This is a genomic window from Pseudomonas sp. GM_Psu_1, assembly GCF_026544185.1.
Classification (GTDB): domain Bacteria; phylum Pseudomonadota; class Gammaproteobacteria; order Pseudomonadales; family Pseudomonadaceae; genus Chryseomonas; species Chryseomonas oryzihabitans.
Genome location: NZ_JALNUX010000009.1, coordinates 61109 through 76660, shown reverse-complemented (window position 1 = coordinate 76660; position 15552 = coordinate 61109). Strand labels below are relative to the sequence as shown.

Below are 15552 nucleotides of genomic sequence, written 5' to 3'. Positions count from 1 at the left end.
GGAGCGCGTCATGTCCACCAACCAGGACACACAGGGATCTAGCCAGGCACCGGCACGACCTTTCCACCGAACCCGGAAGGTCGTTCGCTTCCTCTCGGCAGTCGATTACTGGAAACGGCGCGGCGGGGATCTCAAGTACCGAGCTTCGTTCCCTCTGCTCCGCAAGGTCCTGCGAGATGAATGGCAAGCATCCCGGCAGTTCCCGGCGCTTGCACAATTCACCAGCGATGAGTTGGAGCGGAGCATCTTCCTCCACTGGCTTCTGATCGTCCTGATGGTGCCGGTGGCGCTATGGGCCCTGATCTGCACGGTGAAGGGCGTGACGGTCCTGGTGCGCTTCGATTACTGGCACGTTTGGCTGCTGTTTGGTGTTCCCCTGCTGGTCTACTCGTGCGCGCGCATCTTCCTGAGCTGGAAGTCCATCAAGGCACAGTCCGCGTTTCTCGCCGCGCCCAGTGCTGAGCGGAAGTGAGAGGCAATCCATGAAGCGTTCCTCTGCGTTCTTGTGGGCCCTCGCTCTCTTTGTCGCAACCCATGCGGCGTCAACTTATGCCGTGGATGCAGCTCCGGCGGTTAACCAGAACTCGGACATCGGGAAGCAGCTACTCAATTGGGTGGCCTATGGAACAACAGCGCCTACCTTCGGCGCGGTAACCCTGCTATCAACTGTCTCGGCCGTACTCAACGTTCTGGCCTTGGTGGTGATGGCAGGATTGGCCGTCATGGGTGGTGCCACTTATGTCATCCAGACCGCCAACAAGGGGACTCCGGGAGGCGAAGTTATCTCGTCGTTCTGGATGCCGATCCGTATCGTTGTCGCCACGATCTTGCTCATCCCACTGACTAGCGGGTACAGCACTCTTCAGTATGGCGTGATAAAAATTGCTGAGAAAGGCAACAGCCACGCAAACTATTTAGTCGGTAAAACAGTAGACTATCTTTACGCATACGGTATCTACCGAAGCCCGGCGCTTGAAGATGGGCGTAGCGTCATCCTCAACTGGGTGAGCAATGAGGTATGCCGACAATACATAAATTCCTATACCGGTCAAAACACCATCTCGGTAAATACAACGCAGACCTCGAGCGTGGCTTTTTACCGCAAAGTTTTATCCTACAACTATAACGAAGTTAAGGGGACCGCGCGCGAGAATAACCCTCGTATCGGTTACTGCGGCTCTGTTAGTGTTTCAATACCAATGCAGAATGCCGACGCCCAGCAAGGCTCCCTTATGAAGGGGCTATTCGATCGCGTCTCAAGCGATTCGCAAAAGCCGTCGGCTATTACGCAGGCCATGGGCAAAGTCCTTAGTGATACGCAAGTTAAAGTCGCAGCAATAGCAACAAAGTTGCTTCAGGACGAAGCCTATCTAAAACAAATGCAAGCAAATGGTGCATCTCAGCAAGGAAACTTTGAGAGAGCTGCATCGCAGGTAACAGACAACATTGCTGGCGGCACAGACGACTTGGAAGCCGCAATTACATTCTACAATACTTCTGTAAGGGCAATCGTCACAGGTGCAGTAAATGCTGCCAATGGTGAAACGACTGAAAACAATTGGGCCAACCAAGTCAAACAGGCGGGTTGGCCTGCTTACGGCACCGTCTATTGGATAGTAAATAAGCGTCAATCCGAGATAAATAAGCTGGCCGCGGCACTGACGCTAACTGTGACGCTTCCGGATATAGACGAAGAATGGGACAAAGATCCTCGCTTCGCAGACGTGTACTCGCGTGTAGGCGCAATCACGAAATCGTACTATTCGGCCAATAGAGGCAACCTTGACGCTACCTTTGACCTTGCCGCAATCGCATCTGTCGCCGTTAGCGAAGGGGGATGGACAAGCGCGGTAAAGAAAGCTGTCTATGACGTTTTTTCCTCTATCTTGAAGGCAGGTCTTTTCCGCAACGGTGAAGATGATCTAATCATCAATATTCAATACTTTGGATCAGCAATAGGCACCTTCGCTGAAGCTTTGTTTTGGAACAAGATGTTCGGCATAGCTCTCGGCAAGGGCATTGCCTTACAGGCCAGTGACGAAAGCAACAACGTTGCTAATGCTGGGGCGGGGTTAGGAAATGTCCTTAAATTTGCAACTGCACCTGCCGGAGCAGCAGGGAAATCCATCGCTTTCTTCTTCGATGAGTTGAGCCCTTTCCTAAATTACCTCCTGATCATAATGATCATAGTCGGTTTTACTCTCGGTATTGTGCTTCCAAGCATCCCTGTTGTGCTGTGGTTGATGGGGGTCTTGTCTTGGCTGCTTTTCTTTATCGAGTGTCTACTCGTTTCGCCCTTTTGGATGGCGGCTCACGGTACAGCGGAAAAAGAGGGTTGGGGCAGCGAGCATTCACGCCAAGGCTATATGCTCATGATCGGGCTCTATCTCAATCCCATTCTTAGAGTCGCAGGTTTTTCAGCTATCTTTTTGGTATTGAAGCCAGCCGGCATCCTTACAATGATTTTGATGGACTACATCAGTGGTGTGATTACCAGCGGGTTCGCTCTCCTTTTTAACAACATGGGGGCAATGGTATTGCTATCCATATTCCTCTATACCGCCCTAGTTCGGATATTTTCCTTGCCCGCTGAGCTCTTCGAGAAAGGTCTGCGCTGGGTCAATGGTGGTCAGGAAGTGACAGGTGATAGCCGTAGCGAAGAGCAGGCCCGGCATAACGTGACCGTTTTTGCTGGTGAAGGTAAGACAGCCGCTAGCATGGCAAACAAAAGTCGTCCTGGCGCGTTTCCCACCACGCCGAAATCCGAGGGCGATCCGAAGAAATCCTAGATTTGTGGCTCCAACTTTACATTCTGCGCAAAATAAAAAAGGCCCTTTCGGGCCTTTTTTATTTCCACCACATCGGCCAAGTAGCCAATATCAAAGCAGCACACCAGTAGACCAGTAAAGCCATCCCGCGCCCTATTTGTGCCGGCTGCTCAACTACACTCGCAACACCGCTGTGGTACAGGGATTGAGTAACCGGGGAGTTGTGACCGAGCTCGAACACTCTCGACACAGCGATTTTGTTGCCGATTACGCCGAGTAAACCCCAACATATAAATCCGACGACAACCACCAGCCCGTAGGCAAGCACTACATCGCCGATCAACTGCCCAACGATGTATTGGGTGTTCGCATCCTCCCAGCGGTTCCCCCTGACCATAGCGGTAAACAGAGGTACACGGCTCCCCCCGCCTGATATGCCCGAATAGCCAGCGATAGCAGACCCGATACCGGCAGCAGTCATCAACACGTTCACGACTCCGGTCGGACCAGCGAAGCCCTTGTGAACGTTGGCCAGGGCGCTGTGAAAGTTCTGGTAGAACGCTCTAGGAGCAAACGCTATCAGTGCAAGCAGACCGCTCACGAGCGCCAACCACGCCCCGCCGTAGCTGAGGTGGGCGTACTTGTTCCCATAGCAGAGACCAACCACGATGGGCGCGGCGATCAGCGCTGCCTTCCATACGCTCATGACCTCGAAGAACCAGTTGCCCGCATGATTCTGGCCATAGTAGATCCGGAAGCGGCCACCCTTCGTTGCCACACCCAGCGAGCGGGTTGCAGCGGCAGAGATCAAGCTCAGCCGGCCAAGGGCATTCAGGGTATGGCCTTTGATCCAGGGCACCACCACTACCTGATCGGCCGGAGCAGTCATGCACACGCGGAACGCATCTTCCACGACTTCGTTGCACGGCTTGTAGCTCATTTCGTTCTCCTACGGGTCTCCAATGACCCTATGCCTACATCATGCGCCTAAACAGCTAGCTTGTAAATACCGTATTCATAAATTAATATGCGTGCATTCTCTAGAGCCGGTGGTCCCCAATGTCCAAAGCAGTCGGTCGCCAACGCGTCTACACCGATGAAGGAATCACGATCCGGTTCAATCCCTCTGCACTCTCGACATTGGAAGAAGGCACGCACGCGCTTTCCCGGCGAAATGGGTTAGCACCGAGCCGCGCAGCTTGGTTCCGATACCTGCTCGACGAATGCTTCCAGCACGTCGCACCTTCCATGCTGATTGCAGCTGAGGACCTGGCTACGACCTGGACGGATGACTGGTTGAATGAGGGGCCAGTGCAAAAGGTGGTGCTACGGATCTCGACTGAACAGCGCATCTACCTGCGTCAGTGGGAATGCCACGTACAGTCGCTCGACTGGACGCGGATACTCGAAAGAAACGAGACCGTGCAGATCCTGGTAGCCGCTCAGGGACCGATCGTGAATAGGCTGCTGGGAATGGGGAGCGAACGCTGAATCCGTTGCGGATCTCAGGGTAGTCTGCGACCGGCGCTTGATCGCCAGCTTTACAGGCCGCTAGCGCGTATGGCCTGTACCTCTCTACGGCCTCACCCGGGGATGAGGCCGCAGCAATAGGCCGCCGTTGCTACATGACTTGAAGCGATGACAGTTTGCCGAGTCTGGGCGCACTGGCCGCCGGCGGCGGCGAGTCAATCTCAGATAGCTTCTCTGCCCGCCCTTCCGTTTCGACCCCCCCCTCCTCCGCGGGGATCACAGTTGCTACGTTCTGCTCTTGGACCTCACGCGTAGGTACGGTGACCCGTTTCTCAGCCATCCCAGCTACCACGGGAGCCGGATCAGGCTGTTCCGGCTGATGCGCAACCGGTTGACCAGCCTTCGCCAAGCCGGACGCATCGAGAGACGCGCCAGCCTGGTCCCGCGTGAACTTCTCGAGGATCGCAGTCATCACGAAGTCTCGGATAATCCCGAGACTGCGCTTCTCCTCGAGCAAGGCCACCAGGTTGCGCATCGCGATGTCGGCGTCCGTGGCACCGTCGAAAGCGTCTACCCGGATTTGCAACCTGTCGCTGAAACGGCTGTGCAGTTTCCGCCTTGCCATAGGATCACGCCCCGGAGGCTACGTAGCGCAGGTATTTAGCAGCACCCTTCGCGTTAGCCCACTCGTCGCCGAACTCTGCGTGGGGCAGTAGGGCTTGCAGGGGGTCCTTGTAGACCACCGCGCCACCGCCGACGACCAAGATCAAACCATAGTTGCCCAGGGAGCCCAGCGTCTCGGAGATATAGTCGTTCAGCTTGCGCGAGTGGGCTGACAGCACTTGGTCACGGATGTCTTTCATCTCCCATTTTCGCCCTGCGAAATTGCACGCGCCGCGCTGCAGCAGCTGCTCGCCAGCCAAGGTGGGAAGCTCGTCCATCGACTCGACTCGTCCTCCCTCTTCCCGAATACGATTCAGCGCGTGGGTTTTGACCTCGCGCAGGGCATCCAGGACGCCGATCCGCTTGGTGCCGGACGACTTGTTGTCGATGACCAGCCGGCCCTCGTGGTAGGAGACACTCAAGATGTCCGTGGTCTCACCGCCAATGTCGACGATCGCCATAGCGCCGATCTCCTCGATCTCGTCCTTCAGATCGCCCGTATCAGTCAGCGCCCAATCAAACCAGGCGCTCATGCACTCAGCCAGTACTGCCACGCTTTCGATTTCCGGCTGCGCTTCTTTGCCGACCACCTTGACGGGCACATTGAGGTAGTTGTCGCGCACGTCGTCTTTGCGAGCAGCATTGATCTGGCCATTGGCCTGGTAGAAGTCTCGCAGCGGCAGCGTAACGGCCAGCTGAACCGGAACGCCCAGCAGGCCACATTCGGACAACCCATGAGCCACCAACACGCGATTGGCGTCGGACAGTGGATAGTCCGCGTTTCGCACGTTGATCGGCTTCGTAGCAGCTGGCGTGCAGCTATAGGTCGACCCTGCCGTTTCATAACGCCACATGACGTTACCTTCAGCGTCCGAAAAACCATCCGCGCCTTGTTCCACTACCGATCGAAATTTCTTGGTCAGGAGGGTGCCGTCCTGGGCGAACCAGGCGAACTTATGGAAGGCGTAGCCGTTGTCATCTGCAACGACGGTCTTTTGTGCTTTGGTGGCCATCTGCGTAACTCCTACTTATTCAGTTTCATGCGGCGCTCGAGCGTGCGGCGCGTATGGATGTGGCGAGTCTTTCCGGCCATGCGCGATCGGAATCGCCTGGCGGCGAGGGCGACGGTCCAACCGCGCCGCTCGAGTAAAATCAAGGCGATGATGCAGGTCAGAGCGATCTTGAACGTCGTCGGGAAGGGAGCCAGCGGGCATGCCAGCAGCGGCAGCATCACCGAGGTATGAACCTCCATGAATTTGAAGCTGATCTTGCTCTTCTTGCTCGCATGACTGGTGTAGGCCGCTTTTCCGTCCTCAAGCCTGATGAACATCTTCAGCCTCCCCTTCAAGCTCCCGGCGCAGGGCATCCATAGCCAAGGGACAGATCAAGCCCTGCTCGAACTTGGCTTCGGCATCGGTCAGCAGGTCAGTCTTCGCTGCATTGACCATCCTCAGGATCGTGTAAGCCAGCTTGTCGAAGTCGCTACGCATGAGCTCTTTTCGGATATCCGCATCGAAAACGAACCAGGACCTGATAGCTGTTCGCCCGACCCCGCTTGGGGTAGGCAATAGGCGTTGGTGCACCACCAGACGCATGTTCTCGATCAGCCCGGTGATCATCTGCGTCCGGGTTGCGCCGCTGAACTCATCGGCCAGCCGCGTGATGGCCATGTGCACGCTATTGGTGTGCGTCGTGCTGTAGATGACGTGACCGGTCTTGGAGCCGTGGACCAGGCCTTGGATGGTCTCTTTGTCCCGGGCTTCCGTGTACAGCAGAACGTGAGGGTGGCGTCGCAGCATGTTGCGCGTGGCTGCCTCCCATGACTCAAGCATTCCGCCGTATGCGGTAGGCCCGATGTCCGTCTGGCAGATGATGGCCGTCCTATCCGGGATGACATTGAGGTCTGTTTCGATGGGGCCTCCGTACACGATGATGTGCTGACCCTGCGGGCGCGTGGCCTGGGCGTGCATCATCCCGTCCAAAAGGGTCGACTTACCCGAGCCTGTAGGTCCAACTACCAACACGATGCCAGAGCTGGGCATACAGTTTTCTTGGATGGCGGCCGGTACTCCCAGCTCCTTCATCGTCGGAACGACGTCGTTGGTCTTCCGAATAGTGATTGCCATGCCGAAGCCGCCATAGGCGCCGAGGATTCGCGTGGCGTTGCAGCGGAAGCGAGTTGGCCGGGCACCGCGTTCTGTGCCCCTGGTGGTATAGATGAAGTCCAGATCGCCGCCGCGCAGCAAGCTCATGGAAGCGGTCTGGTTCTGGGTGATCTTGTCCAGAAGGGCTTTGAGCTCTTCAATCGCCAAGGGACGGTTGCCGATCTTATGGACAGAGCCCGACCAGATGATGGACCAGGGGTTATCCGTCACGAGGAGCAGATCCTCACCGCGGTTTTCATCCAAATACCGCAGCATGTGCTTCAGATCGTCTTCGCCCATCAGGAGCCCGACATGGAAGTCGACCGGGGTCAGTTTGCGATCCGCACCGATCTGGGCCCGGGGATTCACTTGCTCCACGTGGGCCTCCAGTTGCGGCTGTTGGTGTAGTTGGCCTGGTCGCCGATGGCGTAGATCGTTTCGCCGATATTCATGGTGCGGCCGTTGAACGTGACCTTGTTGGAGACGACACGAAGAGCAGCCGGTGTGAACACCTTTTGCTGCTCGAGGGTGATGTACAGGGACCGTCCTTCCACAGCCATTGTGAGCCGGTTCACTCGATCGTCGAAGATGCCGTCCGCCTGGGCGTACCCGGCCTTCCAACCAGCGTCCACGGCGTCTTGCCAGGCCTTCACCTCTGCGGGAGTCGATGGAAGGAGGCTGGGATGGGGCGGATCTGGATAGGCGTATTCCTGCCAGAGGTAGTCGCGCCAGGTTGGTACAACGGACACGATCCTCGCCTCGTCGCCAACCGTGATCGCGTTTTTGATCTCGGTAGCCTTCCCTGTTTGGGGATCGAGCTTGAACTGGTTAGGCGTTTCGACGACTGCGGGGATTAGCATCCGGCCATCCCGGACGAACCTTGCGAAGCCAAACGTTACGTCCAGATCGGTCTGGCGCGCTTCCAGGTACTTCATGATCTGTCCGTAGCGCGTCGATAAGCCGGCCTGGGCTCCCACGCGCAGACCTTCTTGACGAATTGCCTTGAACTTCAGGCCGTCCGCCTCCTCTTCCTTCGTCGCACTGGTACCACCTCGGAGCTCACGAAGCTCCAGCAAAGGCGCTGGGCGTTCAATCGCCGATGCGCTGATCTGCGCTGCCGGGTAATCCATAAAACACCTCGTACAGTGTTATTAAATCGCACCTTTATCTTAGCACCGCTGTAGCTGTGTTTGGTACTGGTGCCGAGGCAAAACCGCCTCATAAGGCAAAAATGGCAAAAATGGCGGAAATGGCATTTCGGGCAGAATTGCCGAGAGCGGCATTCCAGGCATGTATGGCGTTTATGGTAAGAACGGCAGAACTGCCGAAACGGCCATGCTGGGCAAAATTGGCGTATACGGCGCGTGAATAAACGGGCGTTCGCTGATACGTGAACCTGGCGAGCCGATCGGATCTCCTTCACTCCATTACGGCTGTGTGAGGCCTTTCAACCAGCCGACCTCGAGGGTCTCGGGCTCGGTACGGATTGCCTGGTCGCCAAATACAAGGCCTTTGTTCGAGAGGAACGTATATACGTTACCAATCGGTAAAATATGTCCAGGTGGGTATTTTTTGCTGTATCAGATGCGGTGCGGGTTTATCATGGCGGCCGATTACGTCGCTGTATCACACGGCGCGTGGCCGCAAAGGCACGTTGTTTCTATTACGGCTGTAGGAATTGGGGTGATACACCCCGATGGATGCAGCCGGCGCGACCGATCTGCTTGTGCGGTCTCCATACCTGAATCTGGGTCACGATCTATGGCTACCGACGACCAACGATTTCCCATCGCTATCAGCCTTTTGCGGGCGTTCACCCTTCAAACTGGCGCTACCGACCTCTCCAGTGACGGTGGTGAACTCCTCACCTGGTTGGATCGAAAGATCGAGGCGGATCCTGCGGCTGCTGCTTTGGCCGATCGCTATCGTGAGTGGCTAGCGGATTACCTCAGGGCTATCGCTCATCCGGCGGCGTTGGCCATCGCTCAGTGGCGAAAGCACCCTGTGGATCAGGGGAAGGCGCCTGTAGCTAGCGGTGACGATGGAATAGCAAGCGGCAACCAGAGCGGCCCCCATATGCGGTGTGAGGGGATGCTGCGAACCTTCACGTCAGAGACAGGCCAATCGGACATTGGCGGCCAAGGCGAGCTGCTGCTGGAGTGGTTGAGCCAAAAGGTGCTGAACGCTGAGCTAAGCCAGGGTAGCGCCAAGTGCTATCGCAGGTGGTTTGGATCCTATTACGAACGACTGGCCCATCCGGCGGCAACCACGATCCGTTCATGGGTCATCCCCCCTGTACCTAGGGATCCCGCTAGTCCGCTAAGCGAGGCCCGCCAGATCGAAGTGCTTGAGGTGGCCGCATCTGACACCAATACGCAGAACTGGGTGTACGCCGACGCGACTCTGCTCAAGCTGCTGATGCAGCAGCTGGTCGACACGACGGAGTCATCTGGGCAAATGCGGTACCAGGACGGGGACATCACTGCCCTGCTCCTCCGAACAACCGCCATGACGGGCCTGCGTCCTGTCGAGTGGGCATCCGCCAAGCTGCTCACCACCTATCACGATCACGACTCTGGCCAGACCCTGGGCCCGGTTCTGGAGGTGCACACGGCCAAGCAGAGCAACCGACGGGAAGACAACCCTCTGAAGCCCAAGCGCCATCTGCTCCTGGATCAGTGGCCAGCGGACCAGATCCGCCAGCTCGAGGTAATGCTCGAGTACGTCGATACCGTGGTTTCCAAGGAGGGTGATGAAGCGTGGACGCGCTACATGAGGCGGATTCGCGAGCAGCTTTCACGCGCTTGGCCGCGGCTGGTAAAGCGTCTCCAGGGAAAGGGCGCTGGCGCGATCGAGGGCTTTCACATACATCCCGCACCTGGGCGCGAACTGAGCGGGTCCAGTTTCACCCTTTACACCTGCCGGCATATTTTTGCGGAGGAGGTCAGACGTAGCGGTGCGTTCGACCGGTACGAACTGGCTGCACTGCTTGGCCATTCGCTGATCACGAACAGCGTTTATTACGGGCCTCGATCAAAGGGAGTCGGACGTGGGCACCAGTTCGTCCTACCGCGTCCTTGGCCAGGGGATGCTGATGAGATCTTGAAATGGGACCACCAGGTGAACCCGCTCAGCGCGGCCAGGCGCAGAGGTGGTATCTGTGATGAGCCAGGGGTCGGCGCTTTGCATCTAACCGATGGAGAGCAACGCCTGCTGGCGTGGTGATACCGCCCCGGTTAGATAAGCCGGTCGGCTTCCTTCCACACCTATCACCAGACCCATTGCCTGCCGGCGCTGGCGGAGCAGTTCTGAAAACGCAGGCGGCTAGGTACGCGCCATACCCTCGGGCTAGCCGGCGCAATGTGCCAACTGAAAGTCCAGTTTCGCACTGCGAAAAGTAGATCCACACGCGTCCCGAGTTTGATCGCCGGTAAAGGTGTAGGTCCTGCTGCAGTGCGAGGCGCTAGCTACCAGCTCCGAAGCTGCGCCAGCTACCACGGCATTTTTCCGGAATGCTTCCCCGCGTGCAGCTGCGTGACGTTTGTTTCTCGCCGTGGCTCAGTCCCGCCCTCGCCCGCCAAGCACGACTTCCGAATGCGGCCTCCAGAGCTTTGCCCGTGTACTGCTCGCGTGCCCGAGGGCTTTGTTCACGCCCCTCTGTTCTCAAGCCTTCTGTGGCGGACGGTTTTAGTCGCCAAGGAAACGGCTGCCGAGCAATCCCGCCCTACCCTCGTCTGCCTGGAGCTCACCAGCACCCTACCGGGCTGCGATCAGAATGCGGCTTGCCCGCTCGGTGCGCACCTCCGGCGATGGACATACGTCAGGGGGTCTATCTGCCGCGGGTAACGCGCGCCATGTAGGCACTCTCGTATGGGATTGAAGTCCCCATCCGGAAACCTAGAGGACGAACAGGCAGCATTGGCTGCGAGCGTCGGTCGAGGGGGTTGGGGCCATTAGACCCTTGCTCCTCCCTACTGGCGGATCCTGCCGCGCGATGGGTGCATCGCCCTACCTGGGCCTCCTCTCTCGAGGTGGCTATGGGAAACGTTCGAATGTCGGGACCGTATGGCGTAGCGGCACTTCACTCTGTGTCCAGGTTGACGATCGGCCCGGCAGCCGAGACCGACACCCCACTGGCGGTGACCCTGAGCTTATGCGCCCTGGCACCTCCTGCAGGAACAGCGTCGCCTCATGGTCCATGGTGCCCGGGGCACCCTACGCCTCGGCGGTTATCGGATTAGCGCTTCAGGGCGCAAAGGTCGGCATCAGTCCACCTCACGGTGGCGAAGCCTTACCCACAGCTGCGCCAGGCAGGTACTGAGCGGTGTTCACCCGCCGTATTGGCCAAACGGGAAAGAGGTATGCGAGCGACCTGCACGGACGGCAGGCACTACGCCTTTTCTCGGCCCCGCGGCGAACGTAGTCGCTATCGGCGTGTGCAGTAGCCGGTTGCCTATCACTGATCGCCACCCACTGGTACCGGTGATGCGCCGCCCCTATGTCCGATGCCATGTCCGGACATCCTTTCGAGCAGCAGTGGCTCATAGCTAATGCGGAGTGTTCTGGCGCAGACGTTGGCTAGCCCGGCACAGAGCCCGAGCGCACCAGTCATCCCTAGGTGCTCCCGGAACAGCGCCTGCCACCCACGCGGGCCCCTGGGCTCCCTGCTCATCCAGGGTGGCCTAGCGTCGATACGTTACTCCCAGGGCTTAGCTTTGTTGGCAGAGGGGAACCGGGGACGTGGGGTGATCGATGGGCGTTACTAGATCCTAAGGAGATCATCCGTTCCGCGTCGCTTCGATGATAGCTGCCGATTCACGTGCCTTAAGGGCAGCTCCTTCCTTTGGGGCTCCTACGCGGCCCTACAAGCGTCGATCTCCCCCTCCCCCTAGTCAGGTGGACCCGCTGCCATCTCAGGCCCGTAGGCGAGCCTGTAGGGTCCTGTCGGACTCCACCAGGCTGCGAGCGGTAGTCGACGATCGCGCTGGCTGCCTTTATTGGCTCTGCTGGCTGGCCGCATATCAGAGGGTCGTCATGGCATCCCTGGCAGCACTTCCGGATCGCCGGCCTGACATCGGCCAATACCCTTCGTAGTGCAGACCTGGTCTGGAAGTCGCTGCCTTCCGAGACCTGGCCGCCGGGCTCCGCGTCTTCCACTGTTGGCGCGACGATAACGCCAGCCACGGAAACAAGAGCGGCGGTATTTCGGTGGTGAGGCGGTGGGCTTGGACACTGAGCCCCAAGGGTATCGGGCGACGGCCTGTTTGAATTAAGACTTCCGGGACATTGCCCGCAGCAGGTCGAGGAATCGACACCAGGGGGCCAGAGGGGTTACCGCGTAGTGGCGCTGGCCAGACGGTTTAGGGGTACCACGGAAGGTAGGTGTGCGATAGCCATGTAGCTGTGCCCTCCGCGTGGGAGAGCGGCTGGGCACCGCGTAGGAAGGAAAGGAGGAACTGGACGCGGGCCTGAGAGCATCAACTCTGGCCTTTTGGTTTGTACAAACCAAAACGTCCTTATTCTCTGCAGGACAGGCGGAATTGATATTGCCCTTGACCGGTGACCTTGTCCAGCTGTACGGCGCTAAATAGCATGGTACAGTATTCTTCCATCGAACTATTGCCCGGCGCTTTGGGTTTCAGGACCGGCGGGAGCCAAACCATGTTCCGTCGCCCAATCGCTCATCGAGCTGACGTCTCTAGCTACACGCTACGAAGGTCCTGGGGCATGCCCCTCATTTTCGCACTGCGAAAGCAGGTACCGGTCATTACGGTGGATGGTGCCGGAGTGTGCCGCGTTACGAAAAGCGGAAAGGCGCGGCGGTCGCTCATTCGGTGCCTGGTTGAAAAGACGGCCAGGCCACGACTAACCCTTTCCAGCCTCACTGGCTGCGGCATGCATGGTCGACCATTGACGCGTTCCATTTCCGTTCAACCAGGTCGCCTCAATCGCGCAACGGTTCGGCGAATCACCCTGGCCCCGCGTAGGGCATTACCGGCTTTCGCAGTGCGAAAAATAGGCCCGGTCACCGGATTGGCCGTCTCGAAGCTTTCCGTCCGCTGCCACTTCATTTCCCACCTTGGCCCTGCGAGACCGCACGACGGTCGTTGCGGACCGTTTTTGGTAGCGAGTACCCGTATGCGTTGGTCGGCATCGACTGCTCCGTGCGGTAACAGCGGACCCCTAGGACCTATGGTCGTTGATGAAGACACTCTGATATTTCGCACTGCGAAATATTCACCTCTGGCGATTTGCTCAGTCGGCACAAAGATCGCCAGCCCCAGGCAAATCGAAGCCCATCGAACCAAGGAGCAACATGATGAATACGCAGCAGAACAAAGCTGTTGAGCGAGTGGCGCGCCTCGAACGTGCAATTGGTAGCCAGGCCCTGTCGGGAGTCACCCTGGAGTCCCAGCGCGCAAAGAGCGCGATGGCCTCACTGCTCATGCAGGCCACCTCCCCTGACTTTGATCCGGCCATAGCCCGACAGTCCATCATCGCAGCAATGGGCCTGGAGAAAGGTACCGGGCAATGAGCGGGCTCAATCCGTTCCGCAAGGTACAACTGATCAACAACTTCGGCATCACCGATGAGGCGGTAATCAGCGAGGCGGAGTCCATGTTCACGAACCTGGCCGCGCTGCAGGGCATGCCTGACGGAAACTTTGATTGCGAGCATTTGCAGCGCGTACACGCTCACCTCCTTGGTGACATGTATCCCTGGGCCGGAGATTTTCGCACTGCGGAAATTCAAGTCGGCAACGGCGTGGCGAAGTCGGTTGCGCCGGCGGCCCTCGTATCCCTGGAGGTTGACAGGATCCTGTCCGATCTACGCAAGGTGCAGCCGAGCGAGCTCAATCGCCTTGAACTGGCTGATCGCCTAGCTTCCACCTATAGCCGCCTATATGCCGTTAGCCCGTTCCCAGATGGCAACGCCAGGACAGCGCGCTTCTTCCTGGACAAGTACGCTGAGTCACACGATCTCCAGCTCAACTGGGAGGACGTTCCGGTCGATGCGTTCAAGGCTGCAGAGGTCCAGGCTGTAAAGGGAAACACTGCTGGGATGCGTCACCTCTTCCGCGCTGTGCTCAAGCCGATCGATCTCTATGAGCAGTTTTCCGCCGACGCCATGGGTAATCGAGTAAAGGCAGTGGCTGAACGCGTTGGCATCACTGCCGAGGTAGCACCGCTGAGCGCCATGATCGGTCTTTCACAATCACAGGTGATCGCCGCGGTCCACAGAAGCATCAATGAGTTGAAAGCAGATCTGTCAGCTTTCGGCCAAGGCCAACCTACGGTGAGGGATTGGGCGAGTACCAGCATTGCGCACGAGGCGAAATCGGGAGTGAAGGATTTCGCTGCGCATAGCGCCGTTCTGAATACAACTCTTGAGCGTCTGCGAGGAATCAGTAGCGATCCTGCCCCAGGGATCCGTTCGCCTGGCACCAGCTGATTGAGGCCGCAGTGAACAAGGGAGCCATGGCTCCCTTTTTTTTCGCGCTGCGAAAAGTGGTCTGACGCTTGAGGTGCTCCCAGTGATGTAGGGACCTTTCCTACCTGTAGGTCTGCAACGTCCGGGTACCGCAACCTTGCGTGAGTGTGCTGGTCATCTAGATGAGCTCAAGTCGCGTGATCGGTCCTTACCAGCCTTGCGCCTGCTTTTCTGTTTTCGCTCTTCTTGCTGCAAACAGCAGATGTTCAAGGAACAGATTCTTTTTCTTTTAGAGACTATGGGTGACAGATATCCGGGGGAGGCCCTGACAGTATTTTATCTGCCGCTTGTGGGTAAATTGGCTATGAGCTCTCCAGATAAGCGCTTCAGGCTGATTTGTCACGGGTTTGCGCAGGCGTGGAAAGCAATTTGCGTATCCGCAAGCCCATTTCCTGCGTGCGTAACTCGTCGGGCCAACGAAGAGGCAATAGGGTGCCCAACCCACTAAAAGTGGGAGCTGCTGAACAGGGGAAAAAACGCGGCGCTAGGAGCCGGGCGGCGGCCTTCGTCGCGGTCGTAGCTGGGCGAGGGCCGCCTGGGCGATTGCCCGGCTCTCGTCAGTGGGTAGACCCTCGCGGAGCTTCACGCTTTCTTCAGAGGGTTTTTCGCGGTGCGAAAACTGCGGGGTACTCGTAAGTGCGGGTTGGCCCACTCGGACTCGCTGATTGCCCTGCGCACCTTTTCCAGTGCGCGATTTGGCTTTCTCAAGTCCCTTCAGCTTGCGGATCAACCGACCCAGGAACACATCTACGTTCAGATCCCGGAATAGCGAATGGGACAAGAGCATCGTCGCGCCTTGCTTCGTCGCAGTGCGCATGAGGTACCTGGATCGCTCCAGGCTGCCAAGTACACGACTGACAGTCCTGCTACAGACGCCACTCAGCCGAGAAAGCTCCGGTACATACATATTCCTTCGTATCTTGTACTTCGGATTGACGTACAGCACCCTCAACGACTGCAGATCCATACGCTGAATCAGCACCTGGAGAACGGCGATGCAGCTATCCCTGTGCTGG

The 15552-nt window shown here is 57.9% G+C and carries 11 protein-coding genes; 6 read left to right on the top strand and 5 right to left on the bottom strand.

The window, feature by feature from the left end:
- Positions 1 to 10: 10 nt before the first annotated feature.
- Both OXS31_RS16190 and OXS31_RS16185 read left to right on the top strand, forming a co-directional pair.
- Positions 11 to 472, top strand: a complete 462-nt coding sequence (locus OXS31_RS16190; protein ID WP_267400416.1) for a hypothetical protein — start codon at positions 11 to 13, stop codon at positions 470 to 472.
- Positions 473 to 482: 10 nt separating this feature from the next.
- On the top strand, positions 483 to 2789 hold the full coding sequence (locus OXS31_RS16185; RefSeq protein ID WP_267400414.1) for a DotA/TraY family protein: 2307 nt from the start codon (positions 483 to 485) through the stop codon (positions 2787 to 2789).
- Positions 2790 to 2847: 58 nt separating this feature from the next.
- Here OXS31_RS16185 and OXS31_RS16180 read toward each other — a convergent pair whose 3' ends face one another.
- A complete protein-coding gene (locus tag OXS31_RS16180) occupies positions 2848 to 3708 on the bottom strand; it encodes a hypothetical protein (protein ID WP_267400413.1) in 861 nt (286 codons plus the stop codon).
- Positions 3709 to 3827: 119 nt separating this feature from the next.
- Here OXS31_RS16180 and OXS31_RS16175 point away from each other — a divergent pair, with 119 nt between their 5' ends.
- Positions 3828 to 4259: a hypothetical protein gene (locus OXS31_RS16175; RefSeq protein WP_267400412.1), complete on the top strand. Its 432-nt coding sequence runs from the start codon at positions 3828 to 3830 to the stop codon at positions 4257 to 4259.
- A gap of 608 nt (positions 4260 to 4867) precedes the next feature.
- Here the strand turns inward: OXS31_RS16175 and OXS31_RS16170 are convergent.
- The 4 genes from OXS31_RS16170 to OXS31_RS16155 are packed head-to-tail and all read right to left on the bottom strand — an operon-like array spanning position 4868 to position 8175.
- A complete protein-coding gene (locus OXS31_RS16170; protein ID WP_267400411.1) occupies positions 4868 to 5914 on the bottom strand; it encodes a ParM/StbA family protein in 1047 nt (348 codons plus the stop codon).
- Between the two features lie 11 nt (positions 5915 to 5925).
- Positions 5926 to 6231 (bottom strand): hypothetical protein, encoded by a 306-nt coding sequence (locus tag OXS31_RS16165; RefSeq protein ID WP_145156336.1) that lies wholly within the window; start codon positions 6229 to 6231, stop codon positions 5926 to 5928.
- Positions 6215 to 7423 (bottom strand): ATPase, T2SS/T4P/T4SS family, encoded by a 1209-nt coding sequence (locus tag OXS31_RS16160; protein WP_267400408.1) that lies wholly within the window; start codon positions 7421 to 7423, stop codon positions 6215 to 6217. Before OXS31_RS16160 ends, OXS31_RS16165 begins: the two co-directional genes overlap by 17 nt.
- On the bottom strand, positions 7411 to 8175 hold the full coding sequence (locus OXS31_RS16155; protein WP_267400406.1) for a type IV secretory system conjugative DNA transfer family protein: 765 nt from the start codon (positions 8173 to 8175) through the stop codon (positions 7411 to 7413). Before OXS31_RS16155 ends, OXS31_RS16160 begins: the two co-directional genes overlap by 13 nt.
- Positions 8176 to 8806: 631 nt before the next feature.
- Here OXS31_RS16155 and OXS31_RS16150 point away from each other — a divergent pair.
- From OXS31_RS16150 to OXS31_RS16140, 3 genes are all read left to right on the top strand, one after another.
- On the top strand, positions 8807 to 10270 hold the full coding sequence (locus tag OXS31_RS16150) for a hypothetical protein (protein ID WP_267400404.1): 1464 nt from the start codon (positions 8807 to 8809) through the stop codon (positions 10268 to 10270).
- 3091 nt (positions 10271 to 13361) lie between these two features.
- Entirely contained in the window at positions 13362 to 13580 is a 219-nt protein-coding gene (locus OXS31_RS16145) for a hypothetical protein (RefSeq protein WP_145156332.1), read from the top strand.
- Complete coding sequence (locus tag OXS31_RS16140) at positions 13577 to 14497, top strand: Fic family protein (RefSeq protein WP_267400402.1); 921 nt, start codon at positions 13577 to 13579, stop codon at positions 14495 to 14497. The genes OXS31_RS16145 and OXS31_RS16140 overlap by 4 nt, the downstream gene beginning before the upstream one ends.
- The last annotated feature ends 1055 nt before the right edge of the window (positions 14498 to 15552 follow it).

What these genes read in the sequence shown, in the direction of transcription:
- OXS31_RS16190 (WP_267400416.1), top strand. Translation starts at nt 11, where the DNA reads ATGTCCACCAACCAGGACACACAGGGATCTAGCCAGGCACCGGCACGA.
- OXS31_RS16185 (WP_267400414.1), top strand. Translation starts at nt 483, where the DNA reads ATGAAGCGTTCCTCTGCGTTCTTGTGGGCCCTCGCTCTCTTTGTCGCA.
- OXS31_RS16180 (WP_267400413.1), bottom strand. Translation starts at nt 3,708, where the DNA reads ATGAGCTACAAGCCGTGCAACGAAGTCGTGGAAGATGCGTTCCGCGTG.
- OXS31_RS16175 (WP_267400412.1), top strand. Translation starts at nt 3,828, where the DNA reads ATGTCCAAAGCAGTCGGTCGCCAACGCGTCTACACCGATGAAGGAATC.
- OXS31_RS16170 (WP_267400411.1), bottom strand. Translation starts at nt 5,914, where the DNA reads ATGGCCACCAAAGCACAAAAGACCGTCGTTGCAGATGACAACGGCTAC.
- OXS31_RS16165 (WP_145156336.1), bottom strand. Translation starts at nt 6,231, where the DNA reads ATGTTCATCAGGCTTGAGGACGGAAAAGCGGCCTACACCAGTCATGCG.
- OXS31_RS16155 (WP_267400406.1), bottom strand. Translation starts at nt 8,175, where the DNA reads ATGGATTACCCGGCAGCGCAGATCAGCGCATCGGCGATTGAACGCCCA.
- OXS31_RS16150 (WP_267400404.1), top strand. Translation starts at nt 8,807, where the DNA reads ATGGCTACCGACGACCAACGATTTCCCATCGCTATCAGCCTTTTGCGG.
- OXS31_RS16145 (WP_145156332.1), top strand. Translation starts at nt 13,362, where the DNA reads ATGATGAATACGCAGCAGAACAAAGCTGTTGAGCGAGTGGCGCGCCTC.
- OXS31_RS16140 (WP_267400402.1), top strand. Translation starts at nt 13,577, where the DNA reads ATGAGCGGGCTCAATCCGTTCCGCAAGGTACAACTGATCAACAACTTC.